Annotated in this window: 14 protein-coding genes; 13 read left to right on the forward strand and 1 reads right to left on the reverse strand. The window is 37.5% G+C overall.

Annotated elements, in window-relative coordinates; all coding sequences use genetic code 11:
• Window positions 1–7: 7 nt before the first annotated feature.
• The 13 genes from NMY3_RS08445 to NMY3_RS08505 all read left to right on the forward strand — a co-directional run bounded on the left by NMY3_RS08445 (window position 8) and on the right by NMY3_RS08505 (window position 16,107).
• Window positions 8–3,370, forward strand: a complete 3,363-nt coding sequence (locus tag NMY3_RS08445; protein ID WP_231099962.1) for a DNA-directed RNA polymerase subunit B — start codon at window positions 8–10, stop codon at window positions 3,368–3,370.
• A gap of 34 nt (window positions 3,371–3,404) precedes the next feature.
• A complete protein-coding gene (locus NMY3_RS08450; protein ID WP_196815458.1) occupies window positions 3,405–7,199 on the forward strand; it encodes a DNA-directed RNA polymerase subunit A' in 3,795 nt (1,264 codons plus the stop codon).
• An 8-nt stretch (window positions 7,200–7,207) separates the two neighbouring features.
• Window positions 7,208–7,510, forward strand: coding sequence for a ribosomal L7Ae/L30e/S12e/Gadd45 family protein (locus tag NMY3_RS08455; protein WP_196815459.1), 303 nt, complete (start codon window positions 7,208–7,210; stop codon window positions 7,508–7,510).
• Window positions 7,511–7,677: 167 nt separating this feature from the next.
• A complete protein-coding gene (locus NMY3_RS08460; RefSeq protein WP_196815460.1) occupies window positions 7,678–8,148 on the forward strand; it encodes a NusA-like transcription termination signal-binding factor in 471 nt (156 codons plus the stop codon).
• A 6-nt stretch (window positions 8,149–8,154) separates the two neighbouring features.
• On the forward strand, window positions 8,155–8,592 hold the full coding sequence (locus tag NMY3_RS08465; RefSeq protein ID WP_144733459.1) for a 30S ribosomal protein S12: 438 nt from the start codon (window positions 8,155–8,157) through the stop codon (window positions 8,590–8,592).
• 2 nt (window positions 8,593–8,594) lie between these two features.
• A complete protein-coding gene (locus NMY3_RS08470) occupies window positions 8,595–9,203 on the forward strand; it encodes a 30S ribosomal protein S7 (RefSeq protein WP_196815461.1) in 609 nt (202 codons plus the stop codon).
• Between the two features lie 41 nt (window positions 9,204–9,244).
• Entirely contained in the window at window positions 9,245–10,372 is a 1,128-nt protein-coding gene (locus NMY3_RS08475) for a hypothetical protein (protein WP_196815462.1), read from the forward strand.
• Between the two features lie 33 nt (window positions 10,373–10,405).
• The gene (locus NMY3_RS08480) at window positions 10,406–11,647 is read left to right on the forward strand and encodes an AAA family ATPase (protein WP_196815463.1); all 1,242 of its coding nucleotides are present in this window, start codon (window positions 10,406–10,408) and stop codon (window positions 11,645–11,647) included.
• A gap of 38 nt (window positions 11,648–11,685) precedes the next feature.
• Window positions 11,686–12,129 carry a hypothetical protein gene (locus tag NMY3_RS08485; RefSeq protein WP_196815464.1) on the forward strand — a complete coding sequence of 148 codons (444 nt, stop codon included), beginning with the start codon at window positions 11,686–11,688 and terminating at the stop codon, window positions 12,127–12,129.
• 75 nt (window positions 12,130–12,204) lie between these two features.
• Window positions 12,205–12,435, forward strand: coding sequence for a hypothetical protein (locus NMY3_RS08490; protein WP_196815465.1), 231 nt, complete (start codon window positions 12,205–12,207; stop codon window positions 12,433–12,435).
• Window positions 12,436–12,522: 87 nt separating this feature from the next.
• Window positions 12,523–14,067 carry an acyl-CoA carboxylase subunit beta gene (locus NMY3_RS08495; RefSeq protein WP_196815466.1) on the forward strand — a complete coding sequence of 515 codons (1,545 nt, stop codon included), beginning with the start codon at window positions 12,523–12,525 and terminating at the stop codon, window positions 14,065–14,067.
• A gap of 12 nt (window positions 14,068–14,079) precedes the next feature.
• The gene (locus NMY3_RS08500) at window positions 14,080–15,588 is read left to right on the forward strand and encodes an acetyl-CoA carboxylase biotin carboxylase subunit (RefSeq protein WP_196815467.1); all 1,509 of its coding nucleotides are present in this window, start codon (window positions 14,080–14,082) and stop codon (window positions 15,586–15,588) included.
• Between the two features lie 6 nt (window positions 15,589–15,594).
• Window positions 15,595–16,107 carry an acetyl-CoA carboxylase biotin carboxyl carrier protein subunit gene (locus NMY3_RS08505; RefSeq protein ID WP_196815468.1) on the forward strand — a complete coding sequence of 171 codons (513 nt, stop codon included), beginning with the start codon at window positions 15,595–15,597 and terminating at the stop codon, window positions 16,105–16,107.
• A gap of 70 nt (window positions 16,108–16,177) precedes the next feature.
• Here NMY3_RS08505 and NMY3_RS08510 read toward each other — a convergent pair whose 3' ends face one another.
• Window positions 16,178–16,690, reverse strand: coding sequence for a redoxin domain-containing protein (locus NMY3_RS08510; RefSeq protein WP_231099963.1), 513 nt, complete (start codon window positions 16,688–16,690; stop codon window positions 16,178–16,180).
• Between the last annotated feature and the right edge of the window lie 53 nt (window positions 16,691–16,743).

Here is a 16,743-nt window from a genome sequence, read left to right on the forward strand (position 1 = left end):
CTAGGGAATGACAGTCAGTATTAGCAACAATTCTATAGATATGTGGCCTATAATAAACGATATTTTAAGACGAGAGGGAGTCGCAAGACAACATCTTAATTCTTACAATGAATTCATTGAAAGGGGGCTTCAAAGCATAATTGACGAAGTTAATGAGATAGAAATCGAAACGGCTGAATATCCATATAAGATTAAGTTGGGAAAAATTAAAATGCAGCAACCTAGAATCATGGAGTTAGACGGTTCGATTACACACGTGGCTCCAGTTGAAGCTAGGCTACGCAACTTAACTTATGCATCTCCGATTATGTTGGAATGCAGCATAGTTGAAGAGGGCAAAACATTGGAATCCAGATTTATACATATTGGTGATATGCCGGTAATGGTGAAGTCAAACGCTTGTATGCTTCATAATTATTCTGAATCAAAATTAGTCGATGTAGGGGAAGACCCAAAGGATCCTGGTGGATATTTCATCATAAACGGTTCAGAAAGGGTAATAGTTGGATTGGAGGATCTTTCGTATAATAAGATCATCGTTGATATCGAGGAAACATCAGGTACCATGTTATACAAGGCAAAAGTATATTCTTCGATTGTTGGATATCGTGCAAAACTAGAGTTGATAATGAGGCCTGATGGTTCCATTGTTTCAAAGATTCCAGGCTCTCCAGTTGATATCCCACTTATCATATTAGTACGTGCTTTGGGCTTGGAGTCTGATAAAGATATTGCAAATGCAGTTTCCTTGAATGATACTATCCAAGACGAGCTGGAACCCTCTTTTGAAAAATCTGGCGAAGTTGCAACCAGCAGAGATGCCATAATCTACATAAGCAAAAGAATCGCACCAGGCATGCTAGAGGAGTTTCAAATAAAACGAGCGGAAACATTATTGGACTGGGGACTATTGCCTCATCTTGGTAAGAATCCTGATAACCGATACGAAAAGGCATTATTCCTAGGCGAATCAGCATGCAAGTTGGTTGAATTAAACCTTAATTGGATAGAACCAGATGATAAGGATCATTATGGGAATAAAGTCATAAAATTCGCAGGTCAGATGCTAGCAGACTTGTTCAGGACCGCTTTTAGGAATTTAATTAGAGACATGAAGTATCAATTAGAAAGATCTGGTCAGAAGCGAGGAATCAACGCAGTTGCAGCTGCTGTCAGACCTGGAATTATCTCTGACAAATTAAATAATGCTATAGCTACAGGAAATTGGGGTAGAGGTAGGGTAGGTGTTACCCAACTTCTGGATCGAACAAATTATATGTCCACAGTTAGCCACTTAAGAAGAATCCAGTCACCACTAAGCCGAAGCCAACCCAATTTTGAGGCTAGGGATTTACATGCAACTCATTTTGGGCGTATATGTCCATCCGAAACTCCAGAAGGTTCAAATTGTGGTTTGGTTAAAAACTTGGCACTATCTGCAGTAATATCAGTCAGCGTCTTGTCTTCAGATGTAATTGAAAAGTTATACGAATTGGGTGTCCAAAATGTAAACGAGACAAATGATGATTTAAAACAGAAAGGTGCTAGGATATTTGTCGATGGTCGGTTAATTGGATACATAGAGGATGGTCGTAATTTATCAAATAGGTTGCGCACTATGAGGCGTTCTGGCAGAATGCACCCCCACATGGGAATCTATTTCTATTCTTCCTTAAATGACAATGCAACAAAAAGGTTGTATATCAGCTGTAACTCGGGCAGGGTTTTGCGACCACTAGCAATTGTGAAAGATGGGAATATACTACTGACAAAGGAAGTTATCGAAAAAATTTCAAAGAAATTTTTATCATGGACTGATCTTTTATACATGGGGATTATAGAACTGGTAGATGCCAATGAGGAAGAAAATTGTTATATTGCAAGTGAATTAAGAAACATAACAAACGATCACACTCATGTTGAGATTTTTTTGTCTTCGATTTTGGGTGTAGGTGCCTCTATTATTCCATACCCAGAACATAATCAATCACCTAGAAATACATACGAGAGTGCGATGGCAAAACAAAGTTTGGGGTTTTCAACTCCATTAATGAATGCAAGTACATATGTGAGACAACATTTCATGTTATATCCGCAGATGCCTGTTGTAAGTACTAAAGCAATAAACTTATTGGGATTAGATGAACGGCCAACAGGTCAAAATTGTGTGGTAGCGGTTTTGCCATTTGAAGGGTACAATATTGAAGATGCTGTGGTATTTAGTAAATCATCTGTAGATAGAGGGTTAGCGCGTACTTTTTTCTACCGTGTTTATGAGGCTGAAGCTAAACAATATCCTGGTGGAATGAAAGATACTTTTGAGATCCCATCTTCTGAAGCCAACATTCGGGGTTATCGTGGTGAAAAATCTTATCGTTTGTTAGAACAAGATGGTGCGATAATGCATGAATCAGTAGTTAATGGTGGTGATATTTTGATTGGCCGAACCTCTCCACCCAGATTCATGGAGGAATACAAAGAGTTTGAAGTAAAGGGTCCATATCGACGCGATACATCAATCGGTGTTAGACCATCGGAAAACGGTGTGGTCGATACTGTTATCATGACGCAGTCAGTAGAAGGAGGTAAGATGTATAAGATTCGAGTCAGGGATATGCGAATTCCTGAGATAGGGGATAAATTTGCCTCGCGTCATGGTCAAAAAGGAGTTGTTGGAATGCTTGTAAACCAAGAGGACTTACCATATACGGAAGATGGCGTAGTCCCAGATGTAATGATCAACCCTCACGCTTTTCCTTCTAGAATGACTGTTGGGATGTTCATGGAATCATTGGGTGGTAAAGCTGCTTCTTTGAGAGGCAAAATTGTTGACGGTTCTGCATTTTTGGGAGAAAAGTTGAATGATATTAAGGATGTAATGGAGTCATACGGATTCAAGCATAGTGGAAAGGAAGTAATGTATGACGGGAGGACTGGAAAGAGATTCCCTGTTGACGTATATGTTGGAGTAGTATATTACCAAAAACTACATCATATGGTAGCCGATAAGATCCATAGCAGGGCTAGAGGTCAAGTTCAAATGTTAACAAAGCAACCCACAGAAGGTAGAGCACGCGGAGGTGGGTTGAGGTTTGGAGAAATGGAAAGAGACTGTTTAATCGCTTATGGCGCGTCTATGATGCTAAAGGATAGATTGTTAGAAGAATCTGACAAGGCAGAGATAAACGTGTGCGAGAGATGTGGTTTGCTATCATATTTTGATACGAAACAAAGAAAATATGTATGTAGGGTCTGCGGTGACAAGGCAAAAATTTCCAGTGTCATAATTGCATATGCCTTTAAATTGTTATTGCAAGAAATGATGAGTTTAAATGTCGCTCCACGCTTATTGGTAAAGGAGAAGGTTTAATCTTTTTGTTTTTGTACAATGGAGGTCTTTTTGAATGAATGATGAATCTGTAAAGATATTAGATGGTATTAGATTTAGCATATGGTCGCCTGTCGAGGTAAGGAAGTTTAGTGTTACTGAGGTGACCGCACCCGAAACTTACGATGAAGATGGAATGCCTGTTCAAGGGGGATTAATGGACAACAGACTGGGAACGCTGGAGCCTGGTCAAAAATGTGCTACCTGCGGAAATACATCTGCTAGATGTCCTGGGCATTTTGGTCATATTGAACTTGCCGAACCCGTTCTACACATCGCCTTTATCGATGATATTCATAAACTGCTTTTGATTACTTGCAGATCGTGTAATCGTATTAAACTTAGTAACGAAGATTTAGAAAAATACAAAAATTTACGCGATAGCAAGGCCGCTTATGCCGTAATTACTCTTGAAAACGTTAAAGATGAGATAATTGAGAAAGCAAAGAAAGTTAAAGTTTGTCCACATTGCCAAAAAGAACAATATGATCTCATTTTTACAAAACCTACAATCTTTGTTGAAAAAACTGATGTAGGGGAGAATAGGTTATTACCCATTACCATTAGGGAGAGGCTGTTAAATGTTTCAAATGATGACTTGATACTATTAGGATATGACCCAAAGACTGCTCGACCAGAATGGTTCATTCTCCAAGTATTGCCCGTACCACCAGTAACAGTTAGACCCTCTATTATTCTAGAAACAGGTATCCGATCAGAGGACGACTTGACTCACAAACTAGTGGATATAATCCGAGTAAACCAGAGACTCAAAGAGAGCAAAGAAGCTGGAACACCACCTTTAATTGTTCAAGATTTGGTAGATTTATTACAGTATCATGTTACGACTTACTTTGACAATGAAGTTTCGGGCATTCCTCAGGCCCATCACAGGTCTGGAAGACCATTAAAAACCATAACCCAAAGGCTAAAGGGTAAAGAGGGTCGATTTAGAGGATCACTATCAGGCAAGCGCGTTGATTTTTCAAGCAGAACCGTAATTTCGCCTGATCCAAATCTTACCATATCAGACGTGGGTGTACCAAGTGATGTCGCAAAAAAGCTCACAATACCAGAAACTGTTTCTACATGGAATATTGATAAACTGAAAAGTCTTGTTCTAAATGGGCCTAACAATTATCCCGGAGCTAATTACATTATTCGGCCGGACGGAGTAAAAATAAGATTGGACTATGTCACGGATAGAGCTGCTATTGCTGATTCAATAATGAATGGCTATACTGTGGAGCGACACCTGATGAATGGGGATGTTGTAATATTTAATCGACAACCATCTTTGCACAGGATGTCTATTATGGCTCACAATGTAAGAGTACTTCCATATCGTACTTTTAGGCTTCATCCGGCGGTATGTCCACCTTATAACGCAGACTTTGATGGTGACGAGATGAATTTACACGTACCACAAAGCCAGGAGGCAAGGGCTGAGGCGGCCTTGTTAATGCGTGTTCAGGACCAGTTGATATCACCAAGATATGGAGGACCCATTATCGGTGGTATACGTGATTTCATAACTGGAGCATTCTTATTAACAAAAGATGAAACCATACTAACTGCTGATGAAATAGCTAATTTTGCATATTTGGGTGGATTTAGTGGACCTTTACCTAAGCCTCATTTAGAGAAAGACGGAAAGGCATTTTTTACTGGCAAACAGTTATTTTCACTTTTCTTACCAAAGGATTTCAACTTTGTAATCACTTCAAAATGGAATAAAGCTTCAAAGTTGCAAGGGAAGGATGTAGTCATTAAAAACGGTCAATTGATCTCAGGTGTAATCGATAAAGCTTCAATAGGCGCAGAAGAACCTGATAGCGTACTTCACCGAATTGCAAAAGACTATGGTAACGACGAGGCAAAAAAATTCCTTGACGCTATACTTGTTATGTTAAAGACCTACATTACTCACAAGGGATTTAGTTATGGGTACTCTGATTTGTGGCTGAGTGACGAAACTCGAAAAGAGATTCAAGATGTAATTCAAAAAACTTACAATAAAATCGACGAATTGATCAAACAATATCATGATGGTACATTACCTTTAACCAGAGGTTTATCCCCAGAGGAGGCCTTGGAGCTATATGTTGTTAATGAACTCTCAAGAGCAAGAGACAGAGCCGGAAAAATTGCCGACCGATCGTTTCCTGATGACAACTCTGGCGTAATCATGGCTTCAACCGGGGCAAGAGGTTCAACTTTAAATATTGGACAGATGACTGCAGCTTTGGGTCAACAATCAATCCGTGGAAAAAGGATTATCAAAGGGTACAGGAACAGAGCGTTACCACATTTTAGGCCCGGTGACCAAAATCCAGATTCTAAGGGTTTTGTTAAATCCAATTATAGAGATGGACTTAATCCAATCGAATTTTTCTTTCATGCCATGGGAGGAAGAGAAGGTCTAGTTGATACCGCAGTTCGTACTCAACAATCAGGATATATGCAGCGTAGACTCATAAATGCTTTAGAACATCTCAAAATTGAATATGATTTAACTGTTCGTGACCCACATGGAAATATCATTCAATATGTTTATGGGGATGATGGGATTGATCCAGCCAAAAGCGATCACGGTGATGCCGTAAATATCACTAGGCTGGTAGAGAGTGAATCCGTTATTGATGAAGGAGTTAAAACCAGCGAGTCTGAAGTGAAGGATTTGTTGCTAAAATTCAAGGAGAAGATGAATCCTAAGTTGACTCAGGAAATTGAAGCAGCATTGTTATCCTATCCACTGAGCAAGACTGGGATTAAGAAAGTAGTGCACAAAATAATGGATTTGTTCGAAAAAGCCATGATAGAGCCAGGAGAAGCAGCGGGAGTTGTTACAGCTCAGTCTATTGGTGAACCAGGTACACAGATGACCCTGAGAACTTTTCATTTTGCAGGAGTAAAAGAAAGAAATGTAACGCTAGGCCTACCAAGGCTTATTGAGCTAGTAGATGCAAGAAAGAAACCCGTTACTCCTACTATGGATATTTATCTTGACGATGAACACAAATTATCCAGGGAAAAAGCCCTGGAAGTTGCAAAAAGGATTATTTTTACGCGGATATCCGATCTAGTAAACAAAGTGGATACTGATTACAGTGGAAATTTGTCATTTTTCTTTTCTGAAAAGAAGATAGCCGACAGAGGAACGTCTATACAAGAAATCCATGAAGTGTTGAAAAGTTCTAAGAAGAGATACGAAGTTACCATAAATGAAGATATTCTAGTCATAAAAGTTTCCCTATCCCAAGAACCAGATGCTCAAACTTTACTAACATTACGTAATAAATTATTGAACGCGCGTGTTAAGGGAGTCCCTGATATCGAAAGAGTAACAATTGTAAAACAAAATGATGAATGGGTGATTCAGACAGCTGGATCAAATTTGGCGAAAGTGGTACTAGTAGAAGGAATAGATGTATCAAGAATCACCACAAACAATGTGTTCGAAATATGGCAAACTCTTGGGATTGAAGCCGCAAGAACTGCACTAGTCAAAGAAGTCACTAATACTTTGGAGGAACAGGGTTTGGAAGTTGATATCCGACATATTATGTTAGTAGCAGATTTAATGACATCAAAGGGATACTTACAACAAATTGGCCGTCACGGTATAGCAGGGACAAAGACTTCAGTATTAGCAAGGGCAGCTTTTGAAATTACTGTCCCTACAATCGCTAGAGCTGCACTAGAGGGGCAAGTGGAACCGTTAAAAGGAGTTACTGAAAATGTAATAGTCGGAGCAACTGTACCAGTTGGCACTGGAATGATTGATCTATATATGAGTGTCAAGGAATAGAGAATTATATGAATGAAAAGAAATTGGCAAAAATCCTGAAGGAAGGTGTAAAAAATAACAAAATAAAAACCGGGTATAAAGAAGTATCGCAGTACATCAAAGGCACAAAGTTAATAGTACTTTCAAAGACCTTGACCCCCGAAAAAGAAGAAAAAATAAAGAAGTCTGCTGAAGAAAGCGCTATTTCTGTGATATCATATCCCGGAAATGCCGTTCTACTTGGAAGGCTTTGCAGCTTATCATATGGAGCCAGTGTGGTTTCATTAAAAAATGTCTCTGATGATGATGTTAAAGAGTTAATGAGTAGCTAATTATCTCTTATAATAGAAATTCTGGTAAAAAAAATACGGCGGTTCCATATTTTATTATTATTCACATACCCTAAATTTCAATCTTAAAATAGACTTAAATTGGGATAACTTTGAGAGAGTTATTTATACTTGGATGAATTATTCTTTTGTTATTGGGTGCACATTAAATGAGTGAAAAAATTAAGTTATCTCCAGATGAATTTCGATTATTATCATTATTTCAGACTGTCACTGCCGCTGATGCCAGGGACTGCATAATTGATGAAAAAATGGAACGTGTAATTTTTGTTGTAAATAAAGGACAAATGGGAATGGCAATAGGCAAGGGGGGATCCAATATTAAGCAGCTACAAAACGTGATTAATAAGAAAATAGAGTTGGTTGAACATTCTGAGAATCCAACTGATTTTGTCAAGAATATATTCAATTCAAATATTATTCAAGAAATTCGCATAAACGATCGTATGGATGGAACCAAAATAGCCCTAGTGGTCGCAGACGCAAAGAAAAAGGGACTAGTCGTAGGTAAGGATGGAAGGAATGTAGACAAAGCGCGGCTTCTTGCGAAGAGATATTTTAATATTACAAACGTCCTGGTCATTAGTCCGGAACAATTAATTAAAAGTGAAAAGATGTGATATTTATTGAGTAAATCACCGTTAGGATTATTCTCGGGTAGAGTTTTGAAAACCAAACGAAAACGCTCCCGATGGTCAAACAAGTATTATAAACGTAGAATGTTGATGTTGGATAAGAAGGCTAATCCGTTGGAGGGTGCTCCACAGGCCAGAGGTATTGTTTTAGAGAAGGTTGGTATTGAATCAAAACAGCCTAATTCTGCAGTCCGAAAATGTGTACGGGTCCAATTAATAAAAAATGGAAAATCAATTACTGCCTTTTTACCAAGAGATGGTGCATTAAACTTCGTAGATGAACATGATGAAGTAGTCTTAGAAGGGATAGGAGGCTCAATGGGAGGAGCAATGGGTGATATACCAGGGGTTAGATGGCAAGTATTCAAAGTTAATGGTGTATCCCTTAATCAATTAGTAAGAGGAAAGAAGGAGAAACCAAGGCGATAACAATGAGTGGAAAAGAACAAGTAAATATGCTTCTGTTTAACAAGTGGGATACAAGAGATATTGAAATTGTCGATGAAGGGCTGAAAAACGTAATCCATTTACATCCCTCAATGACAATACCTGTAACCTTTGGACGTCATGAGCATCAACGATTGAAAAAAGCAGAGGTCAATATTATTGAACGACTGGTCAACAAACTTATGCATTTTGGAAAAAGATATGCCAAAAATACTGGACGAATGGGTGGTAAAAAGACAAAGGTTATGAACGTAGTAAAAACTGCACTTGAAATCATATCCATAGAAACCGGTAAGAATCCTGTAGAATTACTTATAAGGGCGATAGAAAATGCCGCTCCAAATGAAGATACTACCAGAATAGTTTATGGTGGTGTGGTGTATCATGTTTCAGTTGATGTTTCACCTTTAAGAAGGGTAGATCTAGCTTTGCGATTCGTTGCCGAAGGAGTACGCGAGTCGACCTATTCTTCACCTCAAGCCATGGAAGAGGTACTTGCCAGAGAAATAATGTTGGCTTCTGAGAACGACATGAACAGTTATGCGATAAAAAAGAAAAATGAGCAGGAAAGGATTGCAATGTCATCTAGATGATTACAAACTATCAATTTTTATCATTTATTTAGTGACATTCAATGAGTGGAAAGGATGACTATATTTTTAAGAAACAGAATTTATTGACGACCCAATCCGGTAGAAAAATTTTTAAAAGTGGTTTGATCAGGGACAAAAAATATAATTCATTTAAATTTTATCTTGATAAATCAAAAAAAGAGTATGATGGCTTTGTACAAAGATACAGAGATGGGATATATGCATTAATAAAGTCCGATTCTTCTCCAATGCAGACACACAGGGATTTTATAAAAGAGATTGGTGGTACTCCCGAATTAGAGATTACCCCTAAAGAACTTGAATCGCTAAAGTTAAAGTTAGAAGATCCAGCCAATTTATTTGACAGGATAAATAGAATACTTAATTCTAATTTTATAAAAATGACTTTTCCCGTATTCTATGCTCTTTTTGACGGCTATGCCGAGAGTATTGGCTTAAATGATTACAAAATGAGAGACAATGTGATAGATGGACACCTCATTGCCATTGATTTGAGCGAGCCTATGGATAGGATTTTAGATAAAGATGAAGACCTTGAATATCTTGAAGACTACAAATTCATTAATCCATACATACTATTATTGGCAAAGCAAAAGATAAGTGCTACAGCACCTGAGGTACTAGAAGAATTTCAATCCGGTTTTGATGATGCCCTGTTAGGTCAACAAATTGATTATGAATTGAAAACCAAAAAGCTTGAACTCACTTACGATAATTTAGAACGAAGTTACAAGAAATACCGATCTGTGCTTGGAACTGCCGGTAGAAATATGAGTCTTAATCAGAGGCCTTTGTCAGAAATTTATTATATAGGCATGGCAAAAGCTGCAGAGTGCGTTGGATGCGGAAATGAGATCCAAGATGCAATTATTACTAAGGGAATCAAGTCACCATCGTGGCCTCTTTTTTATTCAAACCTTACTCATGATGTAAAATTAGGGTTCAGGTTGACTTTGGAAAAGAGTAAGTCATATTTATCTGAGGCATCATTAGCTTTAGAAATGCTGGATAATGATATGAAGATCAAACCCTTCCTCGAATTTTTGTTCTTAACAGTTAGTCATTATAACGAATTCTGGTATAGAGAGCTTGTAACTAAAAGAGCAGATCTTCTTAATACATTTCAGAAAGAACTAGATAAAAAATAGCTTTTAGTTTAATGAGAAGGATTGTAAGAAATAATGTGGGTAGAAAAATATCGAATAAGTGAATTTGACAATTTTTTTGGGAATGAAAAATCACGACTTCTAGTAATAAACTGGTTAAGAAACTGGATTAAGGGCGCAAAACCTCTTCTAATTGTAGGTCCTCCAGGGACTGGAAAGACTTCGTTTGTAAAGTCATTGGCTAAATTACTAGATTTAGATTTGATCGAACTTAATGCCAGTGACCTCCGTAACAAGATTAACCTAGAGATTATCATCAATCCAATACTACTAAACAAAAGTATTTTTGGAAAGCAGATGTTGTTGTTCTTAGATGAGGTAGATGGCATCTCTGGGAGGGATGACTATGGTGGAATGCCGTTCTTGTCAAACATATTAAAGAATGCTGATGTTCCGATCATTATGGCCTCAAATTCAAAGAGTTACAAAATGAAAGACTTAATAAAAAATAGCAAGCTTGTTGAATTTAGACCCTTGTCGTCATTTGCAAGTTATATGTTGCTCCAAAATGTCATGAGGCGGGAGAGAAAGAATTTAAAAAGTTCGGAGCAGTTTAAGATTATTAGTCAATGTCGTGGCGATGCCAGGACCCTTTTGAATACTTTGCAAGCAAAGCTGGAAGGAGAAGTTAATTCCGATGGTAACACCGGTACTGAATCGTCAATAGAAGAGTGTATTAACAACTTTTTTTCTCTAACTGACATTTCACAAGCAAAAAAGTTGTTGATAACATCCTCAATTCGTTATACAACGCCAAAATACGGCTATACCTCGGAAGAACGTAGCAAAGATTTCTTAAATGCTTTGTATACTAGCATTGTTAGCAGTGAGAGAAAGTTGAAATCAGATGATTTGGCTAATTTACTAGAAAAGCTTTCGGAGATTGATTTATTTGTAGACAGGATTTATGAAAAACGGAATTGGAGCTTACTCAGATACGCAAACGACTTGTTCCTCAACAAATTATTTAGGATTAGTAGAGATAAGGCAATAGAATATAATCAATATTCTGTTCCATTCTCGGCGATGGGTCCAATATTTATGAGGGGGCAATCATTAAGACCTCTTAGAACGGAACTGTCAAAGATTTTTCACACAAGCGTATCTAAAATTGGTCTTTTCTATTATTCCAACTTCATTATGATAATGAAAAATCTAGCGATTAAAGATCTTGGTTTCGATAATCCTGACAACTTAAAGTTTAATGAACTCATTAACAAGGAAATTGAAAAACAATCAAGCAAAACAAAACTTTAAACAATGGATCTCGTTCTCATACGTAAATAGATTCTACTATGGATAAGGCTCCATTACTATCCCGTGATTGGATAAAGATGACTATGAAATATCCAGGGTTTTGCTTAATTTGTAAACAGAAGATCAACTCAGCAGAAGTAGGTTATTGGTCAAGGGCAGCTAAGTCCATCCTTCATGAGAATTGTTATAATCTTTCTGAACTTCATGATAACAAGAATCAGGATTTATTAAACAACAAAACGGACCAGAGCAAAAATAAAGAGGACAACCTGTTAGCCAACTTTATTACACAACGACAAAATAAGGAAAAATGTTTCATTTGCGGTAGTCAGGTAGACTTTCGTGATACTCTGATACTGGCCCTTCTAAAACTTGAAAGAAATATCGGTACTTTAGAAACATTCTTTTGTTCCGAGTGTTTATCTATCTCAGACCTTAATGTATTTGAAGAATACAAACATGCCTTTTCAAAAAATCTATAATCCTGTTAGTATAACCTAGTTAACACTTTAAAAAGATTAAAATGTATAATCCTATACGATATGATGTAGTGATATATGTTGTCAAGTGAATATGAATATAATGTTAGTAAGCTCTTGGCAGAAAAAGTAAGAAGATTACAAGAATTGCAAAATTCAGATAAATCCTCTAACTATGAAAAGGATTTCTTAAGAATGGAAATCGAAACCCTTGAATCCTTATATGAAAATTATAACCTTGGTTTGAATTATTTTAGAAGGGCTAAGGGAGGCAGGAATGGGTTACGTGAACTTCGAGAAAAGGACTAAATAAATCCGCTTGGTTCAAAAGATGAATCAGCAATTATTCATAACAAAATCTATATTTAATACGGTTAAGGATTAAAAACATAATATATGCGTGAGGAAAAACTAAAACAATATTATGACCGAAAACACAGTGCTGAAGCAGGTGGAGGTCCAGATAAAGTTGAAGCTCAGCATTCGAAGGGGAAGCTAACTGCGAGAGAGCGCATAAATCTTTTATTAGATCCAAATACGTTTACGGAAATTGACAAATTTGTAACTCATAGAGGTGATGACCCTGAAGTAAAAAAATATTATGGTGATGGTTTGATTACTGGTTTTGGCACTATTAGCGGTAGACAAGTGTTTATCTACGTATATGATTTTACTGTTTTGGGTGGTTCGTTAGGAGAAATGGCTGGAAAAAAGGTATCTAAAGTAATGACACTCGCACTGAAGGTGGGATGTCCAATTATTGGTATACTTGATTCAGGCGGGGCAAGGATCCAAGAGGGTGTATCAAGTCTAGATGGGTATGGTGATATTTTTCTCAAGAATGCTCTTGCTTCGGGTGTTATCCCTCAAATAACTGCCAGTATTGGACCGTGTGCTGGTGGAGCTGTGTATTCTCCTGCTATGACAGATTTTGTCATAATGGTTGATAATGTAGGACAAATGTTTGTGACAGGACCGGAAGTTGTAAAAGAAGTTCTGAGTCAAGAAGTTACATTTGAGGATTTGGGAGGTGCTAGGACTCATGCTACAAAATCAGGAGTTGCACATTTCGTGGCGAAGGACGAGGTTGATTGTATGGATAAAATTAAAACATTGCTCTCTTACCTTCCTCAAAATAATAAAGAGGAACCAGAAATTTTAGCAGCTGATGTTGACGACCCTAACCGTTTAGATACTAATTTGATAAGTGTATTGCCGGACAATCCATATCAGTCTTACGATATGAAGGAAATCATTACTTCTATTGTTGATAGTGGTAATTTCTTCGAAGTTCACGAACTATTTGCGGAAAACATAGTGGTTGGATTTGCAAGGATGGGCGGTAGATCTGTAGGTATCATTGCAAATCAGCCTTTATTTTTAGCTGGTGCATTAGACATACACTCTTCTAATAAAGCTGCAAGATTTGTTAGATTTTGTGATTCGTTTAATATTCCCATAATTACGCTTGTAGATACTCCTGGATATTTACCAGGAGCTGATCAAGAACACAATGGGATTATCAGACATGGGAGTAAGCTTTTATTCGCATATTGCGAGGCGACTGTTCCAAAAATTACGTGTATTATCGGTAAAGCATATGGAGGAGCTTATATTGCGATGGGAAGTAAGAATCTTGGTACCGATTTGAACATTGCATGGCCAACAGCTGAAATCGCAGTACTAGGACCGGAAGCAGCAATCACTATTATACATAGGAAAAGTCTAAAAGATTCTTCTGATGCAGCAAGCAAAAAGAAAAGTTTGGCAAAAGAGTATCGAAACAAGTTTGCAAACCCATACATAGCTGCCGAAAGAGGAACAATTGACTCTGTCGTTGATCCCATGGAGACCAGACCATTAATCATAAGCGCTCTCAATGCCCTTTCTAGCAAAAAAGAGAATAGACCATGGAAAAAGCATGGGAATATTAATTTGTAAATAGGTGATTGGATGTCAAAACAAATAAGTAGTATATTGATTGCAAACCGCGGAGAGATTGCCCTAAGAATCATTAGGGCCTGTAAGGAGCTGGAAATAAAGTCAGTTTCAGTATATTCTGATGAAGATAAGACTTCTATCCACGTTAAAAGGGCTGATGAGGCGTATCATATTGGACCCGCGGCTCCTGCTCAAAGCTATTTGAACATGAGCCGCATTATGGAAGTTGCTACAAAAGCAGGGGTGGATGCGATCCATCCAGGATATGGATTTCTTTCAGAAAATGAGACTTTTGCTGAATTATGTGAGAAGAACAATATTATTTTCATCGGGCCTAAGAGTCTAGCTATGGAACTGACCGGAGATAAAATGAAGTGTAAACGCATAATGAAACAGGCTGAAGTTCCCACAGTTCCGGGTAGTGAAGGAGTTATTGATGACGTTGATAAAGCAGTGGAAATTGCAAACGAAGCCGGATACCCTGTTTTACTAAAATCAGCGTACGGTGGGGGGGGACGCGGTATCAGACTTGCAAAGGACGAAAAAGAGTTGAGGCAAGAATTTGAAATGGCCTCTGCAGAGTCGAAAGCTGCGTTCGGCAAGGCTGCTCTATTTGTGGAAAAGTTCTTGGAGAAAATTCGCCACATAGAATTTCAATTGGTAAGGGATTCACACGGTAACACCAGACATTTGTTTGAGCGGGAATGTTCCATTCAAAGAAGGCATCAAAAATTAATTGAGATGTCTCCTTCACCTATAATGACCGCCGAAAAGAGAAATGAAATTGGAGAAATAGCAAAGAGAGCTGCTGATGCAGTTGACTATCTTAATGCAGGAACAGCTGAATTTCTGTGCGATCCACAAGGTAATTATTATTTTATAGAGATTAATTCTAGGTTACAGGTTGAACATCCTGTAACCGAGCTTGTTACGGGTCTTGATTTGGTAAAGTTGCAAATATCAATTGCAAATGGCGAACCAATCCCCTTTAAGCAACAGGATCTAACGTTTAATGGTGCTGCAATGGAATGTCGTATTAATGCGGAAGATCCATTCTATGATTTTGCACCCTCAGTAGGTAAAGTACCTTATTGCAATTTACCATATGGTCCAGGCATACGTGTGGATACTTATTTGTACCCTGGATGCACTGTCTCAGGTTTTTATGACTCTTTAACCGCCAAGCTAATATCTTGGGGATCATCATTTGATGAATCGCGTCGAAGGATGAGAAATGCTTTGGATGAGTTCATAATTGAGGGAATAAATACTACTATCCCATTGTACAAAACCATAATGAATGATGAACACTTTATTAAGGGTGATTTGTCAACAGATTACCTTGATAGGTATTCTATCATAGAGAAAATGAGAAAAGAATTAAAAACCAGGAATTCTGATAGGCAAAAAAGACTTTTACCTGCAGTAGCATCTGCGATCATCCAAACTGAAAATGTGAAACGTCACTCAAAGAGAGATCACTCTGTTCAGAATAACTGGAAATTTGGTGGAGTTGCTTGAAATAGAATGGAAATAAAGGTTGATGATATACAAGAAGAATTTGAAGGTAAAGTTATAGGTTTTGATAAGGATAGTAATTTAGTTGTCCAAATTAATGGATCAGATCATCTTATAAAAGTATTAGATATGAAATCGGATAAATTTGAATTCTTGTTTGATAATGCTTTTCATGAAATCAAGATTCTTGAAGTCACAAGCACAGAATTAAAGATATTGTTAGATGGGCAATCAATGGCTCTCAAGAAACATGCAAAACTAACTGAAATAATAGAAAAATCAAGAGCCAATTCAGGAGGTGTCGCCTCCATGAATACGATCTCCAGTCAGATACCTGGAAGGGTAATATCAATATCGGTAAATAAGGGTGATGCTGTCAAACAGGGGGATAACATCGTAGTTTTGGAATCCATGAAAATGCAAGTTGCCATAAAATCACCTAGAGATGGGACAGTAAGAGATCTCAAAGTTAAAGAAGGTCAGAGTATTTCAAGAAATGATGTTGTAGCAATTCTTGATTGATTTAGCAATAAATTGCCAATCATTGCTGCAAAAGATCAGTCATTTAAACAACTAAAAGAAAATCAGAGTTTCACGAGATTATGGTCTTGATTTCTTCATAGTTTGGTTCTAGGAGCGGATTATCTGATACCCATTTATATATTATCTTATCGTTGTTATTGTCCACAATGAATATAGATCTTTTAGCTACTTTGAAATCTCTTAATTTACCTAAACTAGGCATTACAACATTGTACTTTTCGATCACTTCTCTATTATAGTCACTCAGAACTGGAAAGTTTAGGTTATGGTGCTCAGCAAAAACTTTATTTGCAAAAGGACTGTCTACCGATATACCCAAGATACTTATGTTTTCTTTTTTCAAACTACTAAGGGTATCTCTAAAATTACACATCTCCACCGTACAAACTGGAGAACCTGCGGCAGGGAAGAACGCCAAGATTGTCAATCCTTCTTTATTGTCCGATAATCTATGAACTTCCTGATTCGTGTCTAAGAGCTCAAAATCTGGCGCCTTATCGCCTACATTCATATTCTTACTAGTAGTCTCACTATTCAAATTGTTTTTCTGGTTCGAAGCCATATTATGATAATATGCGATCAGCATTAAAAAGAATCTTTCTATATTACCCTCAG

This window comes from Candidatus Nitrosocosmicus oleophilus (assembly GCF_000802205.1).
Lineage (GTDB): Archaea > Thermoproteota > Nitrososphaeria > Nitrososphaerales > Nitrososphaeraceae > Nitrosocosmicus > Nitrosocosmicus oleophilus.

Excerpts from the sequence above, each read along its gene's own strand:
- NMY3_RS08450 (WP_196815458.1), top strand. The coding sequence starts at position 3,405 with ATGAATGATGAATCTGTAAAGATATTAGATGGTATTAGATTTAGCATA.
- NMY3_RS08455 (WP_196815459.1), top strand. The coding sequence starts at position 7,208 with ATGAATGAAAAGAAATTGGCAAAAATCCTGAAGGAAGGTGTAAAAAAT.
- NMY3_RS08475 (WP_196815462.1), top strand. The coding sequence starts at position 9,245 with ATGAGTGGAAAGGATGACTATATTTTTAAGAAACAGAATTTATTGACG.
- NMY3_RS08500 (WP_196815467.1), top strand. The coding sequence starts at position 14,080 with ATGTCAAAACAAATAAGTAGTATATTGATTGCAAACCGCGGAGAGATT.
- NMY3_RS08460 (WP_196815460.1), top strand. The coding sequence starts at position 7,678 with ATGAGTGAAAAAATTAAGTTATCTCCAGATGAATTTCGATTATTATCA.
- NMY3_RS08485 (WP_196815464.1), top strand. The coding sequence starts at position 11,686 with ATGGATAAGGCTCCATTACTATCCCGTGATTGGATAAAGATGACTATG.
- NMY3_RS08470 (WP_196815461.1), top strand. The coding sequence starts at position 8,595 with ATGAGTGGAAAAGAACAAGTAAATATGCTTCTGTTTAACAAGTGGGAT.
- NMY3_RS08490 (WP_196815465.1), top strand. The coding sequence starts at position 12,205 with ATGTTGTCAAGTGAATATGAATATAATGTTAGTAAGCTCTTGGCAGAA.
- NMY3_RS08495 (WP_196815466.1), top strand. The coding sequence starts at position 12,523 with ATGCGTGAGGAAAAACTAAAACAATATTATGACCGAAAACACAGTGCT.
- NMY3_RS08505 (WP_196815468.1), top strand. The coding sequence starts at position 15,595 with ATGGAAATAAAGGTTGATGATATACAAGAAGAATTTGAAGGTAAAGTT.
- NMY3_RS08510 (WP_231099963.1), bottom strand. The coding sequence starts at position 16,690 with ATGGCTTCGAACCAGAAAAACAATTTGAATAGTGAGACTACTAGTAAG.
- NMY3_RS08445 (WP_231099962.1), top strand. The coding sequence starts at position 8 with ATGACAGTCAGTATTAGCAACAATTCTATAGATATGTGGCCTATAATA.
- NMY3_RS08480 (WP_196815463.1), top strand. The coding sequence starts at position 10,406 with ATGTGGGTAGAAAAATATCGAATAAGTGAATTTGACAATTTTTTTGGG.